Source organism: Pseudomonas sp. Marseille-Q8238, from assembly GCF_965111915.1.
The window spans coordinates 992,893-1,019,664 of sequence record NZ_CBCOPI010000001.1 but is presented as its reverse complement, the minus strand read 5'-3'; the positions used below and the strand labels follow the sequence as shown (position 1 = coordinate 1,019,664).

The following is a 26,772-nucleotide window of genomic DNA, read 5'->3' as shown; positions in this document are numbered from 1 at the left end:
GCGGCGTACCCGAGCCTGCAACGGCATCAGAGCAGAACCACATCGTACTGCTCCTGCGAATACATGCTTTCCACCTGGAATTTAATGGTCCGACCAATGAAGGCTTCCAGCTCGCCGACGTTGCCCGACTCCTCGTCCAGCAAGCGGTCCACCACCTTCTGGTTGGCCAACACCAGGTAGCCCTCGGCCTGGTAGGCACGGGCCTCACGCAGGATCTCGCGGAAGATTTCGTAGCAGATGGTTTCCGCCGTCTTCAGCTTGCCGCGCCCCTGGCAGTGCTCACAGGGTTCGCACAGCACTTGTTCAAGGCTTTCGCGGGTGCGCTTGCGGGTCATCTGCACCAGGCCCAGTTCGGTGATGCCGATGATGTTGGTCTTGGCATGATCGCGCTCAAGCTGTTTCTCCAGCGTGCGCAGGACCTGACGCTGGTGTTCTTCATCTTCCATGTCGATGAAGTCGATGATGATGATGCCGCCCAGGTTACGCAGGCGCAGTTGCCGGGCAATGGCCGTGGCCGCTTCGAGATTGGTCTTGAAGATGGTTTCTTCGAGGGTGCGATGGCCGACGAAAGCCCCGGTATTGACGTCGATGGTGGTCATCGCCTCGGCCGGGTCAACCACCAGGTAACCGCCGGATTTGAGCGGCACCTTGCGCTCCAGCGCACGCTGGATTTCATCCTCGACACCATACAGATCGAAGATCGGCCGCTCACCCGGATAGTGCTCCAGGCGGTCGGCAACTTCAGGCATCAGTTCACCGACGAACTGGGTGATCTTCTGGAAAGTCTCCCGCGAGTCGATACGGATCTTCTCGATCTTCGGGTTGACCAGGTCACGCAGGGTGCGCAATGCCAGGCTGAGGTCTTCGTAGATCACCGACGGGGTACTGGCGCTGTTCATCTGCCCGGCAATCTGTTCCCACAGCCGGCGCAGGTAACGAATATCGGCAACGATTTCGTCAGCCCCCGCGCCCTCGGCAGCGGTACGCAGGATGAACCCGCCACTTTCCTCGATGCCTTCGGTGGCGATGCAGTCGGCAACCACCTGTTTCAGGCGCTCGCGTTCGGTTTCTTCTTCGATCTTCAGGGAAATGCCGACATGGCTGGTGCGCGGCATGTAGACCAGGTAGCGCGAGGGGATCGACAGGTGCGTGGTCAACCGCGCGCCCTTGCTGCCGATCGGGTCCTTGGTCACCTGCACGATCAGGCTCTGCCCGTCATGCACCAGAGCGCTGATGCTTTCCACCGCGCTGCCTTCACGGGTGGAGATTTCCGCAGCATGAATGAAGGCCGCACGGTCCAGGCCGATATCGATGAATGCCGCCTGCATCCCCGGCAGCACACGAACCACCTTGCCTTTATAGATATTGCCGACAATGCCACGGCGCTGGGTGCGCTCGACGTGCACTTCCTGCAAAACACCGTTTTCCACCACCGCCACGCGCGATTCCATCGGCGTGATATTGATCAGAATCTCTTCGCTCATGCATCCCACTCTGCGCGATGACGCTACCGCCCACGGCCTCGTGCCGGACTGGCAACCTCTAACTGTTGACTGACAACGACTGCCAGCAGGAAATTCCGAATGCTTCGAGCATCTGCGCCGTTTCGCACAAAGGCAAGCCGACCACGGCCGAATAGCTGCCTTCTAACTGCGTGACGAACACGCCCGCCAATCCTTGAATAGCATAACTGCCCGCCTTGTCCTGCGGCTCACCAGTTTCCCAATAGGCCTGCGCCTCACCAGGCGCCAGGGCACGCATGCGTACACGGCTGGTTACGACGTGTGCATCTTCACGCGCCACACTGACCAGCGCCACAGCCGTGAGCACCTCATGTTCGCGCCCAGACAAAGCGTCCAGCATGGCCAGGGCATCAGCACGGTCCACCGGTTTGCCAAGGATTCGCCCATCCACCACCACCGCCGTGTCGGCGCCCAGCACCACGGCAGCGTCCGTACGCTCCAGCGAGGCCAGGCCGGCCCGCGCTTTCTCCAGCGCCAAGCGTTCTACATAGCCGCTGGCTGCCTCGGCAGGCAAAGGGGTTTCATCGATGGAAGCAGACAGGGTAATGAAGGGCACGCCGATCTGCGTCAGCAACTCACGTCGACGCGGGGAACCCGAAGCCAGATATAGCGTGGCCATGCAGACATCTCCCTGTCGAAGAATGGCGGTCGCCGAAGACAACGACCGAATCAGTGAACGCCGAAACGCTGTTGCACACCACGCAGAACGGCATACACCCACGGCCAGAGCAGTGCGCTGACCACTGCAGGAAAGACGAACTCGAGGGTCGGCTGACGATTGCCGGTCAGGGCATTGAGCCATAGCTGTACCAGCTGGGCCAAGCCGAACACCACCAGCAGCACCAGGCTTTGCTGCCACATGGGAAACATCTGCAGCCGCCGATGCAACGTCAGCACCAGGAAAATGATCAGCGTCAGCACCAGGGCACTCTGCCCCAACAACGTACCATTGAGCACATCGGACAACAGGCCGAACACCCAGGCCGTCACCATGCCCACGCGGCTAGGCACAGTCAGCACCCAATACGTCAGCAGCAGCGCCACCCACAACGGGCGGCCAATGGCCATGAACTCCGGCATCGGCGCGACACTGAGCAACAGTGCCAGCGCCAGGCTGAACCAGATCACCCAGCCATTACGGGAACGCGAACCAGCCATCAGCGGGCCTCCTGATTACTGGCTGGCGCCTCAGGCCCAGCGGCAGCCGGCGCGGGTTGAGCAGGCGCTTCGTCTGGCTTGCCGTCCTGACCCGCCTGGCTGTCCGCAGCCTGCTGAGCCTCAGCGGCAGCAGTGGCGCGCTCCTCGGCAGAGCGCAGATCGGTCTCGACCAGCAGCATGTGTCGGCTGCGATTGAGGGCTGCGGTCGGCACGGCACGCACGATGGCGAATGGCTGGCCGGAATCGTGGATCACCTCGCTGACCATCGCCACCGGGTAACCCGAAGGAAAGCGCTGGCCCATGCCAGAGCTGACCAGCAGGTCGCCCACCTTGATGTCAGCGGTATCCGCCACATGGCGCAGCTCGAGGCGCTCTGGGTTGCCAGTACCGGTGGCGATGGCGCGCAGGCCATTGCGGTTCACCTGCACCGGAATGCTGTGACTGGTATCGGTAAGCAGCAGCACGCGAGCCGCGTAGGGCATGACCTCCACCACCTGCCCCATCAGCCCGCGTGCATCGAGCACCGGCTGACCGAGGAACACGCCATCCTTTTCGCCCTTGTCGATCAGGATGCGGTGGGTGAAGGGGTTGGGATCGACGCCAAGCAACTCGGTGGCGATGACCTTTTCCTCGACCAGGGCGGACGAGTTGAGCAGTTCACGCAGGCGTACGTTCTGCTCGGTCAACGCGGCGAGCTTCTGCAAGCGGCGCTGCAACAGGAGCATTTCGGTCTTGAGCTTCTCGTTCTCGGCGGCCAGCTCGTTGCGGCTACTCAGCTCCTGAGTGGCGCTCTCCCACAACCGCGTCGGCAACCCGGCCAGCCAGAACACCGGCTTGACCAGCAGGCCCATCTGCGTGCGCGCAGGTTTGAGCACCTCGAACCGCGCATCCACCACCATCAGCGCAGCCGAAAGCACGACCAGCACAAGCAGTCGCACGCCCAGCGAAGGCCCTTTGGCGAATAGCGGTTTGATGGCTGGCCCCCTGGGAACGGATTGGCGACAGGACGAAAGTAACGTAATCCGGCGACGGGCATTGCGTCGCCCACAAAACCGAAAGCCGGAAGATCAGGCTTCCGGCTTCGTTTCACATCTTGAGACTCACTCGGTGGAGAGCAGGTCCATGGTGTGACGGTCGATCATTTCCAGGGCCTTGCCACCACCACGCGCCACGCAGGTCAGCGGGTCCTCGGCGACAATCACCGGCAGGCCGGTTTCCTGGCTCAGCAGTTTGTCCAGGTCTCGCAGCAGGGCGCCACCACCGGTCAGCACCAGGCCGCGTTCGGCGATATCGGAAGCCAGCTCCGGCGGCGATTGCTCGAGGGCGCTCTTCACTGCCTGGACGATGGTCGCCAGGGATTCCTGCAGGGCTTCGAGCACTTCGCTGGAGTTGAGGGTAAAGCTGCGCGGTACGCCTTCGGCCAGGTTACGGCCACGAACGTCCACTTCGCGAACTTCGCCGCCCGGGTAGGCGGTACCGATTTCCTGCTTGATGCGCTCAGCGGTGGATTCACCAATCAGCGAACCGTAGTTACGGCGCACGTAGGTAATGATGGCTTCGTCGAAACGGTCACCACCGACCCGCACGGATTCGGCGTAAACCACACCGTTCAGCGAGATCAGGGCGATTTCCGTGGTACCGCCGCCGATATCGACGACCATCGAACCACGGGCTTCTTCGACCGGCAAGCCGGCACCGATGGCAGCCGCCATCGGCTCTTCGATCAGGAACACTTCACGGGCGCCTGCGCCCAGGGCCGACTCGCGAATGGCACGGCGCTCGACCTGGGTCGATTTGCACGGCACGCAGATCAGTACGCGCGGCGACGGCTGCAGGAAGCTGTTTTCGTGAACTTTATTGATGAAGTACTGCAGCATCTTCTCGCAGACGCTGAAGTCGGCGATCACGCCGTCCTTCATCGGACGAATGGCGGAGATATTGCCCGGCGTACGGCCCAGCATGCGCTTGGCTTCAGTACCGACGGCCACGACGCTCTTCTGGTTGTTACCGCTGGTCCGGATGGCGACCACGGATGGCTCATTCAGGACGATGCCGCGTTCACGCACATAAATAAGGGTATTGGCAGTGCCCAGATCGATGGACAGATCACTGGAAAACATGCCACGCAGTTTCTTGAACATGGGATAAGAACCCTAGGCAGAGCGTGGGGAAAACGCTGGGTAAAAAAGTGCGGCAAACTCTAACAACGCCCAGCCTTTTGGGCAAGGCGCGTGTTGTGCTAAATTGCCAGCTTTTCCGGGCTTTACGGCCCAAAATTCGCGGCGTTCGACCGCAGCATGCGGCATCTGTTCCCGCCCGCCTTCCGTAGAACCTGCCAGCCCCCTGGAGAACCCCGATGGCGCTTGAACGCACCGACGTGGAAAAGATCGCCCATCTCGCCCGCCTGGGCCTGAACGAAGCCGATATCCCGCAAACTACCGATACCCTCAACAATATCCTCGGCCTGATCGACGCCATGCAGGCCGTCGACACCCAGGGCATCGAACCACTTGCCCACCCGCTGGAAGCCACTCAGCGCCTGCGCGCCGACCAGGTCACCGAGCGCAATCAGCGCGAGGCCTACCAGGCCATCGCCCCGGCCGTGCAGGACGGCCTGTACCTCGTGCCGAAAGTCATCGAATAAAAGGAAAGGGTTCCCATGCATCAACTGACCCTGGCCGAGATCGCCCAAGGCCTCGCCGCCAAGCAATTCTCCGCCACTGAGCTCACTCAGAACCTGCTCGCCCGGATCAACCAGCTCGATCCGCAACTGAACAGCTTCATTACCGTGACCGAGGACCTGGCCCTCGCCCAGGCCAAGGCCGCCGACGCACGCCGTGCCGCTGGCGAGAATGCGCCCCTGCTGGGCGCGCCGATCGGCCACAAGGACCTGTTCTGCACGCAAGACGTGCTGACCAGCTGCGCCTCGAAAATCCTCACCGGCTTCAAGGCGCCCTACAACGCCACCGTGGTCGAAAAACTGGCCGCTGCCGGCACCGTGACCCTGGGCAAGCTGAACATGGACGAATTCGCCATGGGCTCGGCCAACGAATCCAGCCACTACGGCCCGGTGAAAAACCCCTGGGACCCGACCCGCGTACCGGGCGGTTCCAGCGGTGGTTCGGCCGCCGCCGTGGCTGCACGCCTGCTGCCCGCCGCCACCGGCACCGACACCGGCGGCTCGATTCGCCAACCGGCTGCACTGACCAACCTCACCGGGATCAAGCCGACCTACGGACGCGTTTCCCGCTGGGGCATGATCGCCTACGCCTCCAGCCTCGACCAGGGCGGCCCGCTGGCGCGTAATGCAGAAGACTGTGCCCTGCTGCTGCACGCCATGGCCGGTTTCGACGAACGCGACTCGACCAGCGTCGACCAACCAATCGACGATTACCTCGCCGCGCTCAGCCAGCCGCTGGCCGGCCTGCGCATCGGCCTGCCGAAGGAATACTTCGGTGCCGGCCTCGACAGCCGCATCGCCGACGCCGTGCTGGCGGTGGTCGAGGAGCTGAAGAAGCTCGGCGCCACGGTCAAGGAGATCAGCCTGCCGAACATGCAGCACGCGATCCCGGCCTATTACGTGATCGCCCCGGCCGAAGCCAGCTCCAACCTGTCGCGCTTCGACGGCGTCCGCTTCGGCTATCGCTGCGAAGACCCGAAAGACCTGCAGGACCTGTACAAGCGCTCGCGTGGCGAAGGCTTCGGCGCGGAGGTGAAGCGCCGCATCATGGTCGGCACCTACGCCCTGTCCGCCGGCTACTACGATGCCTACTACATCAAGGCCCAGCAGATTCGTCGCCTGATCAAGAACGACTTCGTTGCCGCCTTTAAAGACGTCGACGTGATCCTCGGCCCGACCACCCCGAACCCGGCGTGGAAACTCGGCGAAAAAGCCAGCGACCCGGTGTCGGCCTACCTGGAAGACATCTACACCATCACCGCCAACCTCGCCGGTATTCCGGGGCTGTCCATGCCCGCCGGCTTCGTCGACGGCCTGCCGGTGGGCGTGCAACTGCTCGGCAACTATTTCCAGGAAGGTCGCCTGCTCAACGTGGCGCACCAGTACCAGCAAGTCAGCAACTGGCACACTCGCGCCCCGGCCGGATTCTGAGGATTATCAAGATGCAATGGGAAACCGTAATCGGGCTGGAAATTCACGCACAGCTCGCCACCCAGTCGAAAATCTTCTCGGCCAGCTCCATTACCTTTGGCGCCGAGCCCAACACCCAGGCCAGCCTGGTTGACCTCGGCATGCCCGGCACGTTGCCGGTGCTGAATGCCGAAGCGGTGCGCATGGCCTGCAAGTTTGGCCTGGCGATCGACGCCGAAATTGCCGAGCGCAACGTCTTCGCACGCAAGAACTACTTCTACCCGGACCTGCCCAAGGGCTATCAGACCAGCCAGATGGATCATCCCATCGTCGGCAAGGGCTTCCTCGACATCACCCTGGAAGACGGCACCAGCAAGCGCATCGGCATCACCCGCGCGCACCTGGAAGAAGACGCCGGCAAGAGCCTGCACGAAGACTTCCACGGCATGAGCGGGATCGACCTCAACCGTGCCGGCACGCCACTGCTGGAGATCGTTTCCGAGCCGGACATTCGCTCAGCCAAGGAAGCCGTGGCCTACGTCAAGGCGATCCACGCGCTGGTGCGTTATCTCGGCATCTGCGACGGCAACATGGCCGAAGGTTCGCTGCGCTGCGACTGCAACGTCTCGGTTCGGCCCAAGGGCCAGGCCGAGTTCGGCACCCGCGCCGAGATCAAGAACGTCAACTCGTTCCGCTTCATCGAAAAAGCCATCAACCATGAAGTGCAGCGCCAGATCGAGCTGATCGAGGACGGCGGCAAGGTGGTCCAGGAAACCCGCCTGTACGACCCGAACAAGGACCAGACGCGCTCCATGCGCAGCAAGGAAGAAGCCAACGACTACCGTTACTTCCCCTGCCCGGACCTGCTGCCGGTGGTGATCGAGCAGAGCTTCCTCGACGACGTACGTGCCAGCCTGCCGGAACTGCCGGTGCAGAAGCGCGAGCGTTTCGAGGCGCAGTTCGGCCTGTCGGCCTACGACGCCACGGTGCTAGCCGCCAGCCGCGAACTGGCCGATTACTTCGAGGCGGTGAACGCCGTGTGCGGCGATGCCAAGCTGGCCGCCAACTGGGTGATGGGCGAGCTGTCCAGCCTGCTCAACAAAGACAACCTGGAAATCGAGCAATCGCCGGTATCCGCCGAGCAACTGGGCGGCATGATCCTGCGCATCAAGGACAACACCATCAGCGGCAAGATCGCCAAGATGGTCTTCGAAGCCCTGGCTGCCGGTGAAGGCGCAAGCGCTGACGAGGTGATCGAGAACAAGGGCCTCAAGCAGGTCACCGACTCCGGCGCCATCGAGGCGATGCTCGACGAAGTGCTGGCGGCCAACGCCGAACAGGTCGAACAGTACCGCGCCAGCGACGAAGCCAAGCGCGGCAAGATGTTCGGCTTCTTCGTCGGCCAAGCGATGAAAGCCTCCAAGGGCAAGGCCAACCCAGGGCAAGTGAACGAACTGCTGAAGAAGAAGCTCGAAGGCTAGGCCGTTCCTGTTCCACCAATCAGCGCCGGGCTTGCCCGGCGTTGTGCCATCTGCTCATTGGAATGTCATAACGCATGCCTCTGCCCATTACCCGCAAGTGCGACCGGAGCCCCCATGCTTAGAACGATCTCGCTGTTCAGCCTGACCGTCCTGCTCACGGGCTGTTCCATCTTCGGCGGCGGCAGTGGCAGCTACGACGAAACCGGCAAGGCCTCCTATTACGGCCGCGCCCACCACGGCAACAAGACCGCCAGCGGCGAGCGTTTCGACCAGAACGCCCTGACCGCCGCCCACCGCACCCTACCCTTCGGCAGCCAGGTGCGGGTCACCAACCTGGACAACAACCGTTCCGTGGTGCTGCGCATCAATGATCGCGGCCCCTACGGACGTGGACGCATCATCGACGTATCGCGCCGCGCCGCCGAACAGTTGGATATGCTGCGCAGCGGCGTGGCGCCGGTACGCGTACAACGCCTCGACTGAGTAATGGAGAAACCCATGAGCGAATCACAGAAATCCGGCGAACAGGTCCGCCGCCAGGTCATGGGCGACAGTTTCGTCGACCGCGCCCTGAACAACGCCACCGACTTCAGCCAGCCGCTGCAGGAATTCGTCAACCAGCATGCCTGGGGTGGCGTATGGAACCGTGAAGGCCTGCCCTTGAAAACCCGCAGCCTGATCACCCTGTCGGCGCTGACCGCATTGAAATGCCCGCAGGAACTCAAAGGCCACGTACGCGGCGCGCTGAACAACGGCTGCACGGTGGAAGAGATACGCGAAACCCTGCTGCACTGTGCTGTGTACGCCGGCGTACCGGCCGCCATCGACGCCTTCCGCGCGGCGCAGGAGGTCATCGATGCCTGGCGGGCCGACAACGCCTGATCAGAGTTTCCAGCAAACGCCGCGTGCCTTGGGGCCTAACGGTCACGCTTCAGCGACCCACCATGCACGGCCCCCGACTGATGAATGAAGCGCTCGCTATGCACCTCGGCCCCTGTGCTTGACTGCACAGGCGCCACACCTGCAATCAGGGGTAGCTGAAGCTCTTCACCAGCGTCAGCTCACCCGGGGTGCGCATCGGCACGATGAACGACTCCTGCTTCTCGTTCACCGTACCCTCTTCGCTGATCACCGTGATCTGGCCAGTGGTCAGCGGTTGCGCGGCCTCGCCTTCGCTGTAGCCGCCGCCGTAGTAGTTCACGTAGACCAGGTACTGGCCCTTCAGCGGAGTTGGCGAGGCGATCATTTCCGGGCCGTAGCCGGTGGTGACGTCGACATCCAGTGCCGCACCGTTGGCCAGGCTGCGACCGCCGTACCAGACATGGCCGCCGTCCGGTGTGACCAGGTGCAGGTCAAGGTCGGTGTTATCGGTATCCCAGGACAGCACCACCCGCAACTTGGCAGCCGTCTGGCCATTGCCGCCACTGTTGTAGAACTGCACGCGACGCGCCTGGCTACGGTCGGCGCTGCGCACTTCCACGCTGTTGCTGCCGGCGGAGAACACGAAGGGCCGGTCGAAGCTGCCGTCCTCCTGCACCTTGAGCGGCATGCTGATGCCATTCACCACCAGCCGCGCCGGCTCATTCGCGGACTTTGGAGAGGCCTTGATCTGCCCGCTGATACGCGCGGTATCCGCCTGGTCAGGCGCACTGTTGACCGAAGAGGCGGGGTAATTGACCTGCTGCATGAAGTGCGCGCCCTCACCAGAGCCCTGGCGCCAGCCGCTGACTGGCGTATCGAAACGCGCACCCTCAGCGGCCAGGGCTGTCGACAACGGCGCGGCCAGAAGCCATGCGATGGCGGGAAGGCGAAAACTCATGGGGTTAGCTCCAGAAGCAGATGACGGGCAAGGGACTCGACGAACACCTCGTCCTGTCCGTTGGGGTGGGCCTCGAAGGCCAGGTGCAGGTATTCGTGAGTCAGGTCCAGGCGGTCCTGCAGGGAAAACAGGCCACGGACGAAAATCCGGCGCCGCTCACGGTCGACGTAGGGTTTACCGGAAGCCAACTGACAGACGCTGAAATCCCGAGCCTCACTGTAGCCAGGCTCGGCATCCAGGGTCGGGCGCCAGCGGCGCTGCTGCGCCTGCAGCCAGGTCTGCGCCGCCGGTAGCGGCTGACAGGCGGCAACCGGCTTGTCCCAGCGACTCAGACTGGCACGGGGGAAGGCACGCAGCAGGATACTGTCGTAACGCAGGCCTGACCTGGCCTGCTCCACCGCCTGGGTCCAGGCCAGGCGATCAGGACCAGGCATCGAGGTGTGGTAGTTGACCGCACTGCCGGCCAGCACCAGATCTTCCGTCCAGGCCGCGACCTCGCGCGCATCGGCCGTAGCCGGGCGCGGCGCAACCCGCTGGCTGGCACTGCTGTCGGTGATGGCCAGGCAGTCGCCACGGCGCTCGGCGCTCTGCAACAGATAGGTGCGAATGGTCACCGCCAGTGCCCGCGCCGCCTCGACTGGCTGCGCCATGGCTTCACGATCCAGCACCCGAGCCACGTACTCTTCACGCGACAGGCGTGCGGTCAGCTGCAATGCGCTGGCAGAGCGTTCGAGAAACAGTTCGCCGGTGCTCTCGATACCCAGGCGATTGCCATTGCTGAATTCGACGTCGTAGTGCCCCTGCAAGACGCCAGGCGCTGCTGGCTGGGCATTCGGTGTACGCACTTCACGTACGGGATAGCGACTGAACAGATTGACCTCGACACAGGCGCCAGGGTCCTTGGGCCAAGGCGTCGGCAACACCGATCCGAGCACCTCGGCATGGCTGCCAAACAGCGCCATGCTGGTCCCCGGCCCACCCGCCCAGACGGGCGTGCCATCGACCAGCCAACCAGCGAAGCCACCCTGGCGCGCCTGCTCGTCATGGTCGGCCAGCCAGCTCCAGGTCTTCGCCCGCAACCGGCCACCGAGCGCAGCCACCGCCTTGCCATCCGCCGCATGCAAGACCACGTCGAGCAACACCTTGCGCGCCTGTTCCTGTGCCGGCAGCTGGGCCAGCGCAGCGAGCAGTTCGCTCACCGGCACGCGCTGTTGCGGCTGCAAGCGGTTAAGATCCTTCAACCAATCCGGCGCCTGGCGCTGGCGCCAGTAATCGGTCCAGCTGTCGGCACTCAGATCGAGTCGCGCCGGTGCGAAATACAGCCCGCAGGATTTGACCAACGCCTGCTCGCGGTCGATACGTTCGCCCGGGTTGCAGCAATACACCTCATCGCGATCCTGGCCGGTACACAGGTACGGCTCTTCCGTGCGCTGGTTGTCCACCAGGTAGGCATAGACGAACAACTTCCACAGGCTGCCCAGCGGCGCCTGCAGCGTCGCCGGCAACGGCCCCTGGGACAGCTTCTGGCTACGACTGAGCTGCATCAGCTCGGCCTGGGCACCACTGCCAACGGCCAACTGCAGCGGCGCCTCCCCCGCTCGCGCGAGCAGGGGCAGCAACGCCAGCAGCAGCCAGTACCTGCGCACGGATCAGTCGACCTTGAAGGTCGCGAACGCCGGCTTGCTCTCTACGGCCTGCTCCTGCGGTGCATACATGCGCTGGTAACGCACAGGCGGCAGGTTGAACTCGCCCTTCTGCGAGAAGCGCACCAGGTGGCGCAGCACTACTTTGCCCTGCAGGCTGTCGAGCGGCACGGCATAGAGCAGTTGACCCGGCTCATGCCGCGCCTTCTCCAGCGGTGCTGCTTCGTCAGAGCCCAGACCACTGACCTGGATACCCCAAGTGGTGCGCTCCACATCGGCACCCGGCGGCAACGGCACTTCCAGCAGACCGTAGCGCAGCGGACGCTCGGCTTCGGTTTCCAGTGTCACCTCATCGAGGTACAGCTGGTCGCTGGAAACTTCGCCATCACCCACCTTCTTCACGCTGAAGGTGAACGCTTCATCACCCGGCACCAGACGCAGCAAGCGGCGCGTGACCTTGACCGGCAACTCGCCAGGCGCGGCCTGGGCGCTGCGATAGCTGAGCGTCGCGCGCTGTTCGCTCGCGGACTCCGGCAGTTCCAGCGCCGCCGGTTGCCCTGCGCCCTGCCACTGCCAGTAGCGCTCACCTGTCGCACCGGTACGCACCAGCCAGTTCTTGTCCAGCTCGATGGCCTCATTCGCCGTCGTCTTGCCAACGGCATGTTGCAGCCAGGTCAGCGCCAGGGCGCGTTCCAGGGTCGACTGCTCGGGCGCCAGGCTTTTCAGCAGGCGCGCAGTGCGCTCGGCATCGGGCGCGGACTGGGCCAGGATCACGGTCTCAGCGAACGGGTGCACGCTGTCGGCGACCTGCACCCGGGCCAGGTCAATCTCTTCCGCGAAGTCCCTCGGCAGTGCCACGTTGGCCTCGCGTGCCAGATCGGCCGCCAGGACACGGGCGATGGCCAGGCCCAGTGAGGAATCCGGTGCGGCCATGACCAGGCTGGTTTCACCGGTGTAGTCCGGCGTCCACTCGTCATCGATAACCGCGCTGGAGAAGTCGCTCAGCAGCCCCTGCAGCAGGCTGTTGATTGGCAGTTTCATCTCCTGGGCAAAAGACAGGATCAGCGCACGCTGCAGCAACGGCGTCGTAGTCGCCTTGCTGGCATACACTTCCATGACGCGCTGCCAATGCTCGGGCGGCAGGGCGATATTCAGCGCACGGCTGGCGTGCCAGTCAGCGTAATAGGCATAGGCGGTGAGGAAGGCATCCGGCTCGGTATCTTCGCCCCACCAGGTGAACGCCGCTTGCGGGCCGGCCATCTGCACCAGGCGCAGGCGGCTGTTCTGCATGATCAGGCGCAGGCGATCACCGATGCGTGCCTCACCGGCGGCCAGTGTCGGGTAGGCCAGACTCAGCGGCAACAGGCGGCTGGCGGTTTGCTCGACGCAACCGTAGGGGTAGTCGAGCAGCTCATCCAGGCTGCCATTGAACAGGCCACGGACACTGCTATCGAGACGCAGGCGAATATCGCTGGCATCCGCCGGCAGGTTCAGCGGATTGCTGCCAGCGGCAACGCTCACGCCCTCGGTCTGCAGGTCCTGCCAGCCGGCACCCCTGGTGCGCAGGGTCACGCTCAGGGCGTCCACGGCCTTGCCGTCCTGCTGCAGCTCAGCGCTCCACTCACCGGCGGTGAGCGCGGCGGAGGGCAGCGGCAGGTAGTTGATGCCCTTGGCCAGTTTTACCTCGCGGCGCTGTTCCTCACCGGCATAACGCGTCAGCAATTCGGCCTTGGCACCGTCCTCGCCCTGGTTGAAGGCAAACACACCGAGGGTCGGTTTATCGCCGGCGCGGAAGGTGGTTGGCCCACTCCACTTCAGGTACAGCGGCTTCTCCGAACGCACGAACTGGCGTTTCTGGCCGACCTGGCCACTGTCACTGACCGCCCGCGCGGTGATGCGCCAGCGGGTCAGCGAGTCGGGCATGCGGAAGCTGAAGCTCACCTTGCCATCGGCATCGGTGACCAGATCCGGCTGCCAGGAAGCGGTATCGACCTCTTCGCGGCGCGGACGCTCGAGCACCTTGACCCCACGCTCACTGCGGTTGGCGCGGCCCGGCGCGGCTGGCGAGCCCGGCAGGGCCACGTCGTAGCTGATAAACGCCAGGCTGGCGCTGGTGCGCACGTTGTTGCGGCGCGGGTGATAGAAGAACTGATCGATGCCTGGAGCGATTTCCGGCTGCAGGGCATAGATCATCTCGTCCACCACGCTGACCGTCAGGCGCGTGGGCACCGGTTTGCCCGCGAAACGGGTGGTCAGGTCGACGGTGACCGTATCCCCCGGACGATACTGTTCCTTGTCGGCGACGATATCGATCTCGACCTGCGGCTGCGCCACCTTGATGCCAGCGTTCTGGAAGCTGTAGTCACCGCCCTTGGTGTACAGCACCGAGAAAGTCAGGTTCGGCGAGAATGCCTCCTTGACCGGAATGCGCGCGCGGTACTGGGTATCGTTGAGCTTCTCCAGTTTGAGCCAGTCAGCGCCCTTGGACAGCAGCGCAGTGGCCTCGACGCGGTCGCGCTCCAGGCTCAGCAGGGCATCGCTGATCGGCTCGGGGAAGGTGATCAGCGCCAGGGCCTCATCACCGCTGAGGTACTCGGTCTTGTCGAGGACGATTTCCACGGTGCCGGCGACCGAACGCACGCCCTCGCCGCTGACCGAATGGCCGGTGGCGCCGAGGATCAGGCCATTTCGATCCTTGAGGGTGATGCTGTAGGTGCCAGGGCGCTCGAAGGTCAGGCTGAAGTCCGGCTTGTCGGCGTCCAGTTCGGCGCTGCCTTTGCTCTGGTCTTCCAGGCGCACCCATTCGTAGCTGGCTGGCTTGAGCGTTGACGTGCCCTCGCTGCGGTAGTTGAACGACACTGCTTCACCGACGGCACTGAAGCGTTGCGGCGCACTCAGGCGATAGCGTGCGGCACCACGCTCGATGAGGATTTCCTTGCTGGCCTTGACCCGGTAGGCCGCACCGTCGCTGGCGAACACGGTCAGCAGGTAACGGCTGGGTTTGTCGGCGGCAGGCAGGTTAATGGCGGCGCGGCCCTGGCCATCGGTGGTCAGTTCAGTACTGGTCAGCTCCACCGGGAATTGCCCGAGGTACTGCAGTTCATTGTCGACCATCGACAGCTGCTGGGCGCGCAGACTCAGTTGCAGACGCGCGTCCTTGACCGGCTTGCCGTCCGGGTAGAGCAGCACCAGGTTACCGGTCACGGCTTCGCCGGTACGGAAATCGGTTTTGCTCAGGTCGAGGGCGATCTCGAAATGCGGCTTGATGTATTCGGCAACGCGGAAGGCGCTGCTGTACAGCTGGTCACGGTAGGCAAAGCGCAGCTCGTAACCACCGGCCACGGCGTTTTCCGGCAATTGGAAACGCCCCTGGCTGCCAGCCTTGGTGTCCATGTTCAAGGCCAGGGTCTGCAGTTCGGTACCGTTGGCATCAAGCACGCTGAGGCGTACCGGCGCGCTGGCCGGTGCGACCGAGTCGCGGGCATTCTTGAATTCACGACCGACGATCTTCACCTCGACCCAGTCGCCCGGACGGTACAGCGGACGGTCGGTGAAGGCATACAGCTTGGTGTCGTAGATTTCGCTGTCGTAATAGAAGTTTTCGGAGACGAACACGCCACCCTCGGCATCCTCGCCGAGCACGTAGGAGCGCTCTGGGCTGGCGTGTTTCAGGCGCAGCAGGCCGTCTTTGTCGGTGCTGCCGCTGCTCATCACGCCCAGGCCGTCGCTCCACAGCACCTTGGCATCGGCAACCACGCTGCCTTCATGCTTGCGCGCGGTCCACACCAGCAACTCGTCGCCGGCAATCTTGCTCACCGCCACGGTGTTGGAGACGAACACCACGGTGGTTGCACGGTATTTGCCGACCAGCGCCTCGACCAGGTACAGACCCGGCTTGAGCTTGCCCAGCGGGATGTACACGTTACCCGGCATCACGTTGATGAACTGGCTGGACGAGCCAGACAGGTCGACGCCCTTCGGCGGCTCGATCGACTTGGCGTCCCACAGTGGATAACGGAACTGGCTGATCATCGGCAGGCCCTTCATCGGGGCGAACTGCGGCTGAGCATCGAACTGGGTCGGCTCGGCAATCGCACGGCCCATCTTCAGTTCCGGCACTTCTTCGGTGACCTGCTGGCGCGACTCGAAAGAGAAGGCCCGCTGCATCACCCGACGCGACTTGCGGTACCAGTTGTCCCACAGATAGGCGACAGTGTTGGACAGGCCCTCACCCTTGAACTGGCCTTCGGCGACGACCCGGTGCAGGTTCTTCTGGCGCTTGAGGAATTCAAGCGGCTGCTCGATGCGGTACACCCGCACATCGACCCCGCCATAGCCTTCCATGCGATAGCGACGGTAATCGCGCCCCGGCGCTTCCAGGCGCACCTGGGCCACCTCGTCGGTGGCGAAGCTGCTGTCGGCGAGCAGGAAGAACGACTCGCCCGACATCGGCGAGTAACCGCTCGGCTCGACCGTGTCTTCGGCGTGGCTGCTGGCGAATGGCAGCAGCAATGTGGCGCACAAGGCCAACCCACCCAGCTTCGAAACAGCACCCACGGCGTTCAGCGCGCGAGGAAATGCAGTCGATAGATGCCGATAAAGTTGGGATTGGAGGCGTCGGGTATCCATCGGGTGTCCTTCCATGTCATGAGTTGTTGCACGCTGACCGAACGCATGCCGTTATCGGTCGGCGTGGTGGTGCCGGTGTGGTAAGCGATGTTGCGCCCCATCCAGATCATCAGATGTTGCTCATCGCCCTGGTCGAAGAAAATCAGATCGCCGGGGCGCGCCTGGTTCAGGTCGCGCCCGGTGAAAATACTGTTGTGCTGGATCAGCTTGATCGCATTGACATAAGGGCCGACCTTGCCGCCCCCCTGCTGCCATTGCTGGGCCAGCCGGCGCTGGGCGTCGGTCAGTTCAAGCTCGGGCGGCAGGTAGCGGTTGGACAGGCCATTGGCGCGCAGCCATTTGTCGTCGTGGACCTTGAGCGCCTCGTTGGCGGCAAAGCGCACCAGGCCGGCACAGTCCTGCTGATGCCAGCGCGGACTCGGCCCCTGGCGCAGTTGTTCCTGGGCAATGCGCACGAACCAGGCACGGAATACCTGGGTCTGCGCATGGTCCAGGGACGGACTGTCCGGCGTCGCCACGCTATCGGTCGCACGCGTCACCAGGCTGCTCAGCAGGAGCAGTATGGCAACGCCGACTTGCAAGATTCTCACAGCGGGCGCCACTCCAGTGGCAGCCATTGCCAGGCGTCGTCAGGCTTGCTGCCGGCCGGCAGGCTCAGGGCATATTGCTTGTGGCCAGCCAGGGCCCGCAGTTTGGGCAGCAGCAGCGTCTGTGCAGCGTTGCGGAATACCGGTTCCATATCGCTCGGCAGGCTGTCGAGGGTTTCCCGTTCGAACAGTGCCGCCAGGGTTTGTGGTGCCATGTAGGCCGGTACCAGGGCATCCTTGGGCAACACATCGGCCAGCGGCGGGAAGCGCTTGTCGAGGGTGGCGATGGCCTTGTCTACGAGACGATCATCCAGCGAGAACAGCACGGTCGTACCCTGGCGCGCCAGGCTGGTGCGGAAGAATCCGCGCGCGGCCAGGGCATCGGGCTCCTGAGCCTGGCTGGCCGGGTACTGGCCGAAATTGGAACTGCTGATGCGCTGCCACTTGCGCAGCTCGCCCTTGGTGGTCGACTCGATCGGGAACTTGCCGGACTCGGCATAGGGCTCCCAGGCACCGATCACCGAACCGAACAACTCGCCGATCACTTCATCCATGGCCTCGTCAGCCGGCTCCTTCAACTGACCGACCAGCAAAGGCGTATGCAGACGCGACTCGGCATACCAGCACAGCCCCGCCGCGCCACTCAGGCGCTGACTCAATGCCTTGGCCACCTCGGCTCCGGCACCCACCTTTTCCATCATCCGCTGCGCCATGTCCGGTGCTGTGGGTAACGCCACACAAGCGCTCGCTCCCATCGGCATGGCCTGCCAGACCGGGGTGAAGTCCAGCGCCGACTGATCGTCGGCCTCGTTCAGCGCCAGGTAGCTGTGCCAGCCCTTGTCGTCCATCTCGAAACGGACGCCGGCAAATGCCGGGATGAAGCGCTGGTAACCGAACGCCAGGGCTTCGGCACCCAGGGAGATACGCTGCTTGGTTTCGCCACGTTCCTTCAGGCCGAAACGCTTGGCTAGACGGTTATCGCCGTCGAGCAGCGCTTCGATGGCTTCAGTGGACACGCGAGCCTGGGTGGCACCGTCATAGTCACCTTCGAACAGCATGCCGGGGCTGGATAGCACCAGCAGCTTGTCGCCATGGCTGGCGAACAACAGCGCACGGTTGGCGTTGTAACGCAGGCGGTAGAGCGCCACGGCATCACCATCGACCCGCAACTCGCCAACCTGGCGCAACTGGGTGTCGTCAGCGGCTGCGCGAGCCAGCGGTTCGAGCACACGGGCCAGGCCACCGCGATCGAGCAGCAACAGGAAGTGCTTGAGCTTGCCGTCGGCACCACGCCACAGGGCGACATCGGCCGGTTGGTCGAGCAGTTCGTCGATCAGGCTGTCCTTGAGGGTCAGCTCATGTTCGAAGACGATCCGCCGCAGGCTGCCGGTCAGACCGAGGCGATCGGCGTTGTTCTCGTAATAGAAGACGAAGTCCTCGGTCAGGGTGTCGCGCAGCAGCGGCACGGCCAGCAAGTCACGCGGCAGGCGGCTCAGCGAGGCACTCTCGATCAGCGCATCCGGGCGCATCAGGTCGAGTTCCAGCTCGCTCTGTTCGCCCAGTTCGCGTGGCGGCTGCGGCTCGTACATCAGCCAACCGATGAACCCCGCAGCCCCCAGCGGCACGGCAATCCCCAGGCCGATCAGCCAGCCACGCAGCCCACCCGTGGACTTGGCCGACGCCGCAGTACTGGTGCCGCTTGGCTGGGCGTCAGGTGTAGTGTTCTCGCTCATGTAAACCCCAATTCATCCGTGCGACGGGAAGCTTCAGCCGCGCCTCTGGGCGCCGCATCAATAAGTGAATGTCTTGACCAATTGCAGATCGCCGATGCCACGCAATGGCACGACGAAGGTCTCGCGCTTTTCGTTCGGGGTGTTCTCGTTGAACACCAAGCTGATCTGCGCAGTAATGATTTCGTTCTGGTTGCTGCCGGCCTCGAAGTTGTAGCCCTGGCTGTTCAGGTTGCCCCAATAGTTGACGTAGACCAGGTAAGTGCCTTGCAACGGAGCCGTTATGGTGAACATCTCCGGCCCCGGGCCATCGACGCTGTCCACATCCAGGCCACCGCCATTGCTCATCACCGGCCGCGCCCAATAGGCATGCTGACCATCGGGTGTGACAACATGCAGGTCGAGCTCGGCTTTCGGGTCATCCCAGCCGAGGGCGACACGCACCCGTGCTGGCGTCTTGCTCTGATTGGCCTCGTAGAACTGCACCCGCTTGAGCGACTGCCCATCGGCGCTGACCAGCTCAACACTGTTGGACCCGGCCCCGAAATTGTACGGCCGCACGAAGCGCCCCTGCTCATCGGTGTACAGCGGCAGCGGATTGCCATTGACCACCAGCCGATGCGGCTGGCGCACACCGCCCTGCGCCTTGATCACACCTTCGATCAGGCTGCGCCCGCGCTGTGCGCCCCGGTCGATCGGCGGCGTGGGATAGGCCACCCGCGCTTCGGCATCACGGTCGACGATGCCGGAATGCCGCCAGCCGCCTACCGGCCCGTCGAGCACAGCCGCAGGATCAGCGAAAACCAGGGAAGGCGACAGCACCAGGCACGTCAGCAACAACAGGCCGCGCATGATTCTTCCTTTATCTACGGGCGCAAAGAGCGAAAGGCTATCGACTCCCATGGACGCTGACAATCGAAGCCTGCTGCAATCCGACGAAGTTTCCGAATCGGTCACAACTCCCATGCGCAGGGCTTGCGTGATGCAGCAATGGCCAGCCCTGCTCCAGGCTCATTCGAAGGCATGACAAAGCCTATCAGCATCGATGCCCACTGCCCGTTTAGACCTTGCTGCCAGCCCCCTCGACAGCCACACCAGCAACACGCTCACAGGCCTGCGTCATAACTTGCCATGTGGCTGGGTCCGCCGGGATCAGATGTTCGATACGCAGGGAGGCGACGGTGATATCCAGTGGCATGCCAAAGGTGGTGAAGGTCGACAGGAACCTCAACTCGCCCTGGGAATAGTTCAGTCGGGTAAGCAGCAACGGCGGCAATGCCTCGTCACGCAGAGTCATTGCACTGCCCTGAGGCGGTGATATTCCGAGCAGTAGTTCGGCCAGCACGGGGTTACTCAGCGCCTCACGTGCAGCACGTTGCCAGGCGACCTGGCGAATCTCTTCGGCATTGATCAGGTAATCACCCAGTCCACCAGGCACGAGCAGGGTTCTCAACAGGTTGAGTTCGCCCTCTCCGGAGTCAGCAGGCAGCCCGACCAGGTCGAAAAGCGCCCCCACGGCCGCATTGGCCGCCAATACCTGCCAGTTGCTATCCAGCACGATCGCCGGGGCCGGGTTATTGGCATGCAGGACATGCACGATGGCCGTGCGCACCACCTCCATTTCCGGATCAGCCAAGGGCAATGCGTCATAACGTGGGGCATAACCGGCCGCCAGGAAAACCGCATTGCGCGCCTCCAGCGGCGTATCCAACGCGGTGAGCACGGCGTGCAGCGTGACAGGGCTAGGCCTCGAGCGCCCCGTTTCGATACAACTCAGGTGGCGCTGCGAGATACCCGAATGCAGGGCCAGAGCCATCTGGCTCATGCGTGCGCGCTGGCGCAACTGGCGCAATTGGGCGCCAACCGCGTCAGTCTCGGAAGGTCGAATCGGGGAAGGTCTGAGCATGCCGCGACTGTGGCAGTTGCCTGCGCAGGTGTCTATGACCTCCCAGGTCATTGAGCGCCGCCAGCCACCCAACTAGCCTGACGCCATCGATCATCACGCCAGAGCACCAGGCATGAAGAACCTCCTGTTCATACTGTGTTTCAGCTTCTTCGTCGGTCATGAACTCGATGCCGTCACCCAGGCCGAATGGCAGTTGCTATACGGCTTCCGCGACTTGGATCAGGCCATCGCCGAGCCGCTCTTCGTGGGGCTGCATGTACCGATGTTCGCGCTGCTGATCGCGCTGGCGTGGAGCGATAGAACGCCAATACGCGAAGGCTCGCGACTGCTGTTGGCTGGCTTCACCGTGATCCATACCGGGCTGCACCATGCCCTGCGCCAGCACCCGCTCTACAGCTTCGACTCAGTGCTGTCGCAGGCATTGATCATCGGCTGCGGTTTGCTGGGGTTGGCCTACGTGCTGGTGTATTGCATGAGCCTGACCAAACCTCGCCGCCCGCTGCCTGCCCTGTAACCAGGCCGGCAGCACGGCAATGCTTTCCAGAACGTTCACCGGTATATCCAGATGAAAAAGCCCTACCTCGCGCTCACCGCCCTACTCGGCTTTACGGCCTACACCCTGTTCACGATGTTCCAGGCCGAGCAGTCGTTGCTGCAATTCGGTATCCAGTTGATGTCCCGCCCCGACACCGCCCAGGTCGTTATCGATCTCTACCTGATGGCCGCGCTGGCCGGCGTATGGATGGTGCGCGACACCCGCGCCAAGGGGAAATCCTTCTCCAGCGTGCTGCCCTACCTGTTACTGACTGCCGTCTTCGTCTCCATCGGTCCTTTGCTGTACATCGTGGTCAATGGCTTCAGCAAGCCGGCAGTGCGCGCAGCCGATACGTATCGATAGGCCTGAAAGTCGAACGCTCAGCGCCGTCAGATCCAACCGCCCCATTGCAGGACAAACAACCCGATGTTGGTCGACACCACCGCGAGCAAGGTGGTGATGACGATGATCGCCGCCGCCAGCTCATAGTTACCACCGGCGGCCCTGGCCATGACGAAGCTCGCGGCAGCAGTAGGGCTGGCGAAATAGAGAAACAGAATTCCCAGCTCGGCATTGCGGAAACCGCAGAGGAACGCACCCAGGGTTGCCAATAGCGGTAACACGGCGACTTTCAACAGGCTTGCATCGATAGCCAAACGCCCACTGTTACGCAGGGAGGCCAGGGACAAGGTGCCGCCAATGCAGATCAACGCCAGCGGCAAGGTCAGTTGGGCAAGGTACTCGCCTGAGGTGAGCAGCCAGCCTGGCAATGAGATGCGCCAATAGGCCAGCGGGATGGCCGCCAGCACGCCGATGATCAGCGGGTTGCTCAGCATGCTCTTGAGCAGACGCCACGGTCGCACCTGGCCGTTCGGGTTGTAGACCTCCAGCACCACCACCGACAGGCTGTTATAGGTAAGGATCACCACTCCGCCGAGCACCCCGCCGAGCGAGAGCCCGTAATCGCCATACAGGCTGGTCGCCAGGGCCAGGCCGATGATGCCGTTATTGCCGCGGAAACAGCCTTGCACGAAGACTCCGCGATCGGCATGCGGGCAGCGCCAGATCGCCCAACCCCAGCAGAACAGAAACCCCAGCAGCGTAGCTAGGACGAAATAGCCGATGACCGCAGGCTGCAACGCGGTATTCAGGTCGGCATGCAGAATTGCCAGGAACAGCATCACCGGCATGCTGACGTTGAAGACCAACGAGGAGGCGGTATTGATGAAGTGTGCGTCGATCAGCGCCAGGCGTTTGAGCAGAACGCCCAGGAACAGCATGGCGAACACCGGGACGGTGATGGCGAGGGTTTGCAAGAAAACGGCGAGCATACAGCCCTCTGACCAAGCGATTTGCTTAGGGCGCTAATGATAGCAAGCAAATCTCACTGAATCAGCGTGGCCGGAGGTAATTCTCGCCGCCAGTCAGCTCGTGCGATTGAAGGCTAGCCGCCCCAATCGTCTCCAGCGTGTCGCAGGTGCGGGATTAACTGTGCCCCCCAACCTGGACCACCTTGACGACTTTCAAGCCACTGTTCAGGTCCAGGGTCACCCGGTTGAAGCCATCCAGCCGGAACTGGAAGAGGTTGCTACCGTTCAAGCACTTGTAGTCGGAGTCGCCTACAAGCTCTGCAGCGTGCTTGGGGTGCATCCCCTGTTGATGGATTGCATTCTGAAAGCGGTCGAACTTCTCCTGGGCAGCGGCAGTAAGGGTGTTGAGCTTGTACAGGGCATCGGATTTATCGAGCGTCCAAACCATTGCGGTGTCTCCCATCCATGGCAAGAAAAAACCGGGCATCACCCTGAGTGATGCCCAGCCTGAGATCAGGAAGCGATCGGCGTACGCCAGTCATCAGAACCGGACGTGCCGGAGACTTCATGGGTCCAGACGATCTTGCGGTAGGTGAAGTAGACGTCTTCCAGGTGGGTGAAGTGCGACATGTTCGGGTCCTGGCAGTTGGGCATGCGCGACTGCACATCGACGATCACCGCATCTTCCAGTTCGATGGTGAAGTAATGCTCCTGGGTACCGGTGGATGAGGTGCGGTACCACTCCAGGCGGCACTTGTTCAGGCGCTCGCCCGAGGTGAGGGCATTGAAGATCAGCGGCGAGGACTTGTCGAAGACCTTGGTGATCATCAGCGGCTTGTGCACGCGCTGGCCGGTCGGCTGACCGGATTGCGGATCACGCGGGATGATGACCTGGTGATTGAAGGCCTGGACCAGGATCTGGTCTTCATGACCTTCCTGGAAGATGTTGCCGACCGAGTCTTCGGTGAAGGTGCCAGCGGTGATCAGGCCTTGCTTGGTGCCTTCAAGGGCCAGGTACGCGGGGGTTGGCATGGGAGCTCTCCTTGCTTTGAGTCATGGATCAACAGTGATCCGGAACCCTGCAGAGAGCGATATCCATGCCAGCAGCCATTTAGGACATAAGAATCAATCAGTTAGGAATAACTAGAAGCAAAGCTGTGGGCGGGATGCGCAGGCCATCACGAGAAAGTGCGCAACGCCTTGCGCAGCGCCCGGCGAAGAGTTGCGCATTGGCATGCAACGCCGGTCACCCAAGGTACAGGCAGCTCCGGCTACCAAGTTATCCACAATTGGCTGCGCAAGGAGTTGCGCAACTGGCTATGGCCTGCGAATGCATGAGAGCGCCGATGCCGTGCAGCTCAGCGACGCACCGGGCGCTTCTGCAATTTGCGCTGCAGGGTGCGGCGGTGCATACCCAGAGCCCGTGCCGTGGCCGAAATGTTGCCTTCGTGTTCGGCAAGCACACGCTGAATGTGCTCCCACTGCAGACGGTCCACCGACATGGGGTTTTCCGGCACCAGGGTTTCCAGATCCGCATGCTGGGACAGCAGGGCCGTCAGCACGTCGTCAGCATCCGCCGGCTTGCACAGGTAGTTGGTTGCACCGCGCTTGATGGCCTCGACAGCAGTGGCAATGCTCGAATAACCAGTGAGGATCACCACGCGCATCTCGGGGTCGAGTTCGAGCAGCTTGGGCAGCAACACGAGACCCGAGTCGCCTTCCATCTTCAAGTCGACCACCGCGTAGTCCGGCAGGTCTTCCTTGGCCAGGGCCAGGCCCTCGTCGGCGGAACCGGCACAACTCACGCGCAGGCCACGGCGGCTCATGGCACGCGCCATGACACGGGTAAAGGTGGCGTCATCATCCACCAGCAACAGGTGGGGCTGGTCTTCGCTTTCGATCAGGGGTTCGTCACTCATGGTCATCTCCCGGGGCCGGCCTGGGCAGGCGCAATTCAGTCAGCGTACCGCCGTCTTCGTGGTTGTAGAGTTTTACCGAACCGCCGGCCCGCGTCACGCTTGCCTGGCTGAGGAACAGGCCAAGACCGAAACCCTTGCCCTTGCTCTTGGTGGTGAAAAACGGTTTGCCAAGCTGCTCGGCGATGGCCAGCGGCACACCGGCACCACGGTCGAGAATGCTCAGCACGATCCATTGCGGGTCCCAGTCGATGCGGATATCCAGCTTGTCGGGACAGGCATCGGCGGCATTGTTGAGCAGGTTGAGCAGCGCCTGGGTCAGGTCCGCCGGCGGCAGGATCAGCGGCGCGGCGCCATGGCCCAGACGCTGGTAGCGATAGGTTGCCTCGGGGCGCATCAGGTGCCAGCGATTGAGCGTCGACTCCAGCCATTGCACGGCACTCTGCTCCATCACCGCCTGACGGCGGTCGGCCTCGGCGGCGCGCACCAGTTGCTGCAGGGTGTCCTTGCACAGCTTGACCTGCTCCTGCAGCAGCGCCAGGTCATCCTGCAGGGCAGGCTTGTCGCGGTATTCCTGACGCAACTCCGTGAGCAGCACACTGATGGTCGCCAACGGCGTACCCAGCTCATGGGCCGCACCAGCCGCCTGGGTGGCCACGGCCAGCAATTGCTGGTCACGCATGGCCTCCTCGCGGCGCAAGGCCTGCAGTTCATCCTGGCTACGCAGCGCACCGGCCATCTTGACCACGAAGAAAGTGATGAAGGCCGCCGACAGGGCGAAATTCATCCACATGCCGAACAGGTGCAGGCTGATCAGCATCGCCTCGTGCTGCACATTGTGCAGGTGCAGCGGGTGGTACCAGATCAGCAGGGCGGTGTAGCCGGTCAGGGCCAGACCACTGAGCACCATGGAGTAGAGCCAGGGCAGCGTCGCAGCGGCGATGGTCAGCGGCACCAGGTAATAGGATACGAAGGGGTTGGTCGAGCCCCCGGAGAAATACAGCAGCACACTGTGGATGATCAGGTCGCACGCCAGCTGCACCGCGTACTCCAGCTCGGTCACCGGCCAGGGCCCGCGCAGGCGCAGCAGGGTCAGCAGACACAGGCAGGCAGAGATGCCGAGCACGATGCTCAGCGCCAGCCAGGGCAACGGCAACAGGTCGGAGAGATAGGCAATGCCCACCGAACCAGCCTGCGCGGCCAGCACCAGCAGGCGAATCAGGGTCAGGCGCCAGAGGTTCTGGCGGCTGGCGGAAAACAGTTGAACAGGGGCGTACATGGCGGCTCCGTAGGTCTGCGCGGAGTATAACCACCCTCTACCCATGCCCGCCCCTATGCGGCAACTCGCCGCAGTCGCCAGGCTGCCGTAACCTATCGCGCAAAATCTGGAACCGGGTTTAACCCGAATAGTCAGAGAGCAACGTCTACCCTTACAGACAGTTCAGGATCGCGCGATCCGACGCCGGTACTGGCGCTCGATCACGACCCTGAACTCGCTTCAGGACAAACCACACTAGGAGCTTCTCCATGCATGCTTTCAACCGTCTCGCTGTAGCCCTTTCCCTGAGCCTGGCCTCCCTTGCCAGCCTGCCGGCCCTGGCTGACGACGCGCGCTACAACCAGGTTTCCCTGCGGGCCGAAGTCAATCAGGAAGTGGCTCACGATCGCATGGTCGTGACCCTGTACACCGAGGCCCAGGACAAGGACCCGGCCAAACTGGCCAGCGGCATCACCACCGCGCTGAACAAAGCCGTGGAGCAAACGCGCAAGGTCAAGGATGTGACCATCAGCCTGGGCAACCGCAACAGCTACCCGGTTTACACCAATGATGGTGACAAGATCACCGGCTGGCGCGAGCGCGGCGAGATTCGTCTGGAAAGCGCCAACTTCGCGGCCCTGTCGCAGCTGACCGCCGACCTGCTCGGCGAGCTGAAAATGGGCGAGATGAACTTCGCCGTGGCAGATGCTACCCGCAAGAAGAACGAAGACGCACTGATCAAGGATGCCGTGGCCGCCTTCAAAGCCCGCGCCCAACTGGCCACTGAAGCGGTCGGCGGCAAGGGTTACAAGCTGGTCAGCCTGAACCTCAACAGCGGTGGCTTCCAGCCGATCATGATGCGCGCCATGGCCATGGACGCCGGCTTCAGCAAGTCCGCCGCACCGCCCCAACAGATCGAAGCCGGCACCAGCCGCGTGAGCATGTCGGCTGATGGCATCATCGAAGTGCAGATGCCGTAATCGATAAAAGCGCTGAAGGCTGAAAAGCCAGGAGCTGTTGTCGTTTCGGCATGGATGACCGGTTCGAGGCAGTTGCAGGGATCGCAACGGTGGGCTGAAGCCCACCCTACGCTTAGGCTCATGTCCTGTAGGGTGGGCTTTAGCCCACCAATAGGGCAAAAGCCGAATATCGACAACTGCCTCAAAGAGGTCCACCTGAAGGGCCGG

General features: G+C 63.0%; 25 protein-coding genes. 8 read left to right on the top strand and 17 right to left on the bottom strand.

All coding sequences use genetic code 11. The features are described 5' to 3' along the window. Nucleotides 1-26 precede the first annotated feature (26 nt). The 5 genes from rng to mreB all read right to left on the bottom strand — a co-directional run bounded on the left by rng (nt 27) and on the right by mreB (nt 4,822). On the bottom strand, nt 27-1,484 hold the full coding sequence (gene rng, locus ACWPW0_RS04490) for a ribonuclease G (protein ID WP_447589389.1): 1,458 nt from the start codon (nt 1,482-1,484) through the stop codon (nt 27-29). 58 nt (nt 1,485-1,542) lie between these two features. Beyond that, nucleotides 1,543-2,142 (bottom strand): Maf family protein, encoded by a 600-nt coding sequence (locus ACWPW0_RS04485; protein WP_454254556.1) that lies wholly within the window; start codon nt 2,140-2,142, stop codon nt 1,543-1,545. 50 nt (nt 2,143-2,192) lie between these two features. After that, complete coding sequence (mreD, locus tag ACWPW0_RS04480) at nt 2,193-2,681, bottom strand: rod shape-determining protein MreD (protein WP_447589385.1); 489 nt, start codon at nt 2,679-2,681, stop codon at nt 2,193-2,195. Further along, nucleotides 2,681-3,655 (bottom strand): rod shape-determining protein MreC, encoded by a 975-nt coding sequence (gene mreC, locus ACWPW0_RS04475; RefSeq protein WP_447595543.1) that lies wholly within the window; start codon nt 3,653-3,655, stop codon nt 2,681-2,683. The genes mreD and mreC overlap by 1 nt, the downstream gene beginning before the upstream one ends. 126 nt (nt 3,656-3,781) lie before the next feature. Then, nucleotides 3,782-4,822, bottom strand: coding sequence for a rod shape-determining protein MreB (gene mreB / locus ACWPW0_RS04470; RefSeq protein WP_447589383.1), 1,041 nt, complete (start codon nt 4,820-4,822; stop codon nt 3,782-3,784). Nucleotides 4,823-5,037: 215 nt separating this feature from the next. On the opposite strand from mreB, the gene gatC reads away from it, so the two are divergent. From gatC to ACWPW0_RS04445, 5 genes are all read left to right on the top strand, one after another. Continuing rightward, nucleotides 5,038-5,325, top strand: a complete 288-nt coding sequence (gene gatC, locus ACWPW0_RS04465) for an Asp-tRNA(Asn)/Glu-tRNA(Gln) amidotransferase subunit GatC (protein WP_447589381.1) — start codon at nt 5,038-5,040, stop codon at nt 5,323-5,325. A 15-nt stretch (nt 5,326-5,340) separates the two neighbouring features. Next, on the top strand, nt 5,341-6,792 hold the full coding sequence (gatA, locus tag ACWPW0_RS04460; RefSeq protein WP_454254555.1) for an Asp-tRNA(Asn)/Glu-tRNA(Gln) amidotransferase subunit GatA: 1,452 nt from the start codon (nt 5,341-5,343) through the stop codon (nt 6,790-6,792). 11 nt (nt 6,793-6,803) lie between these two features. Continuing rightward, nucleotides 6,804-8,252 carry an Asp-tRNA(Asn)/Glu-tRNA(Gln) amidotransferase subunit GatB gene (gene gatB, locus ACWPW0_RS04455; protein WP_454254554.1) on the top strand — a complete coding sequence of 483 codons (1,449 nt, stop codon included), beginning with the start codon at nt 6,804-6,806 and terminating at the stop codon, nt 8,250-8,252. Between the two features lie 114 nt (nt 8,253-8,366). After that, entirely contained in the window at nt 8,367-8,735 is a 369-nt protein-coding gene (locus ACWPW0_RS04450) for a septal ring lytic transglycosylase RlpA family protein (protein WP_447589375.1), read from the top strand. A gap of 15 nt (nt 8,736-8,750) precedes the next feature. Beyond that, nucleotides 8,751-9,134: a carboxymuconolactone decarboxylase family protein gene (locus ACWPW0_RS04445; RefSeq protein WP_454254553.1), complete on the top strand. Its 384-nt coding sequence runs from the start codon at nt 8,751-8,753 to the stop codon at nt 9,132-9,134. A gap of 145 nt (nt 9,135-9,279) precedes the next feature. Here ACWPW0_RS04445 and ACWPW0_RS04440 read toward each other — a convergent pair whose 3' ends face one another. The 7 genes from ACWPW0_RS04440 to ACWPW0_RS04410 all read right to left on the bottom strand — a co-directional run bounded on the left by ACWPW0_RS04440 (nt 9,280) and on the right by ACWPW0_RS04410 (nt 20,566). After that, on the bottom strand, nt 9,280-10,071 hold the full coding sequence (locus ACWPW0_RS04440) for a YfaP family protein (RefSeq protein ID WP_454254552.1): 792 nt from the start codon (nt 10,069-10,071) through the stop codon (nt 9,280-9,282). Further along, nucleotides 10,068-11,717 (bottom strand): DUF2300 domain-containing protein, encoded by a 1,650-nt coding sequence (locus ACWPW0_RS04435; protein ID WP_454254551.1) that lies wholly within the window; start codon nt 11,715-11,717, stop codon nt 10,068-10,070. Before ACWPW0_RS04435 ends, ACWPW0_RS04440 begins: the two co-directional genes overlap by 4 nt. A 3-nt stretch (nt 11,718-11,720) precedes the next feature. Beyond that, the gene (locus ACWPW0_RS04430) at nt 11,721-16,271 is read right to left on the bottom strand and encodes an alpha-2-macroglobulin family protein (protein WP_454254550.1); all 4,551 of its coding nucleotides are present in this window, start codon (nt 16,269-16,271) and stop codon (nt 11,721-11,723) included. A gap of 5 nt (nt 16,272-16,276) precedes the next feature. Then, on the bottom strand, nt 16,277-16,960 hold the full coding sequence (locus ACWPW0_RS04425) for a DUF1175 domain-containing protein (RefSeq protein ID WP_454254549.1): 684 nt from the start codon (nt 16,958-16,960) through the stop codon (nt 16,277-16,279). Next, nucleotides 16,930-18,663 (bottom strand): DUF2138 domain-containing protein, encoded by a 1,734-nt coding sequence (locus ACWPW0_RS04420; RefSeq protein WP_454254548.1) that lies wholly within the window; start codon nt 18,661-18,663, stop codon nt 16,930-16,932. The genes ACWPW0_RS04425 and ACWPW0_RS04420 overlap by 31 nt, the downstream gene beginning before the upstream one ends. Before the next feature lie 57 nt (nt 18,664-18,720). Then, nucleotides 18,721-19,512, bottom strand: a complete 792-nt coding sequence (locus ACWPW0_RS04415; protein ID WP_454254547.1) for a YfaP family protein — start codon at nt 19,510-19,512, stop codon at nt 18,721-18,723. Between the two features lie 208 nt (nt 19,513-19,720). Then, nucleotides 19,721-20,566, bottom strand: coding sequence for a helix-turn-helix domain-containing protein (locus tag ACWPW0_RS04410; protein WP_454254546.1), 846 nt, complete (start codon nt 20,564-20,566; stop codon nt 19,721-19,723). A 112-nt stretch (nt 20,567-20,678) separates the two neighbouring features. On the opposite strand from ACWPW0_RS04410, the gene ACWPW0_RS04405 reads away from it, so the two are divergent. Then, nucleotides 20,679-21,080, top strand: coding sequence for a DUF6713 family protein (locus ACWPW0_RS04405; RefSeq protein ID WP_454254545.1), 402 nt, complete (start codon nt 20,679-20,681; stop codon nt 21,078-21,080). A gap of 51 nt (nt 21,081-21,131) precedes the next feature. Beyond that, entirely contained in the window at nt 21,132-21,464 is a 333-nt protein-coding gene (locus tag ACWPW0_RS04400; protein ID WP_454254544.1) for a DUF2834 domain-containing protein, read from the top strand. 26 nt (nt 21,465-21,490) lie between these two features. On the opposite strand, the gene ACWPW0_RS04395 is transcribed toward ACWPW0_RS04400, so the two are convergent. The 5 genes from ACWPW0_RS04395 to ACWPW0_RS04375 all read right to left on the bottom strand — a co-directional run bounded on the left by ACWPW0_RS04395 (nt 21,491) and on the right by ACWPW0_RS04375 (nt 25,606). Then, nucleotides 21,491-22,432, bottom strand: a complete 942-nt coding sequence (locus ACWPW0_RS04395) for an AEC family transporter (RefSeq protein ID WP_454254543.1) — start codon at nt 22,430-22,432, stop codon at nt 21,491-21,493. Nucleotides 22,433-22,586: 154 nt separating this feature from the next. After that, nucleotides 22,587-22,859 (bottom strand): hypothetical protein, encoded by a 273-nt coding sequence (locus ACWPW0_RS04390; RefSeq protein WP_454254542.1) that lies wholly within the window; start codon nt 22,857-22,859, stop codon nt 22,587-22,589. Between the two features lie 65 nt (nt 22,860-22,924). Further along, nucleotides 22,925-23,443, bottom strand: coding sequence for an Hcp family type VI secretion system effector (locus ACWPW0_RS04385; protein WP_447589351.1), 519 nt, complete (start codon nt 23,441-23,443; stop codon nt 22,925-22,927). A gap of 326 nt (nt 23,444-23,769) precedes the next feature. After that, entirely contained in the window at nt 23,770-24,330 is a 561-nt protein-coding gene (locus ACWPW0_RS04380; RefSeq protein ID WP_447589349.1) for a response regulator transcription factor, read from the bottom strand. Beyond that, nucleotides 24,323-25,606, bottom strand: coding sequence for an ATP-binding protein (locus ACWPW0_RS04375; RefSeq protein ID WP_447589347.1), 1,284 nt, complete (start codon nt 25,604-25,606; stop codon nt 24,323-24,325). The genes ACWPW0_RS04380 and ACWPW0_RS04375 overlap by 8 nt, the downstream gene beginning before the upstream one ends. A 248-nt stretch (nt 25,607-25,854) precedes the next feature. On the opposite strand from ACWPW0_RS04375, the gene ACWPW0_RS04370 reads away from it, so the two are divergent. Beyond that, nucleotides 25,855-26,565, top strand: a complete 711-nt coding sequence (locus ACWPW0_RS04370; RefSeq protein ID WP_454254541.1) for an SIMPL domain-containing protein — start codon at nt 25,855-25,857, stop codon at nt 26,563-26,565. Nucleotides 26,566-26,772 lie beyond the last annotated feature (207 nt).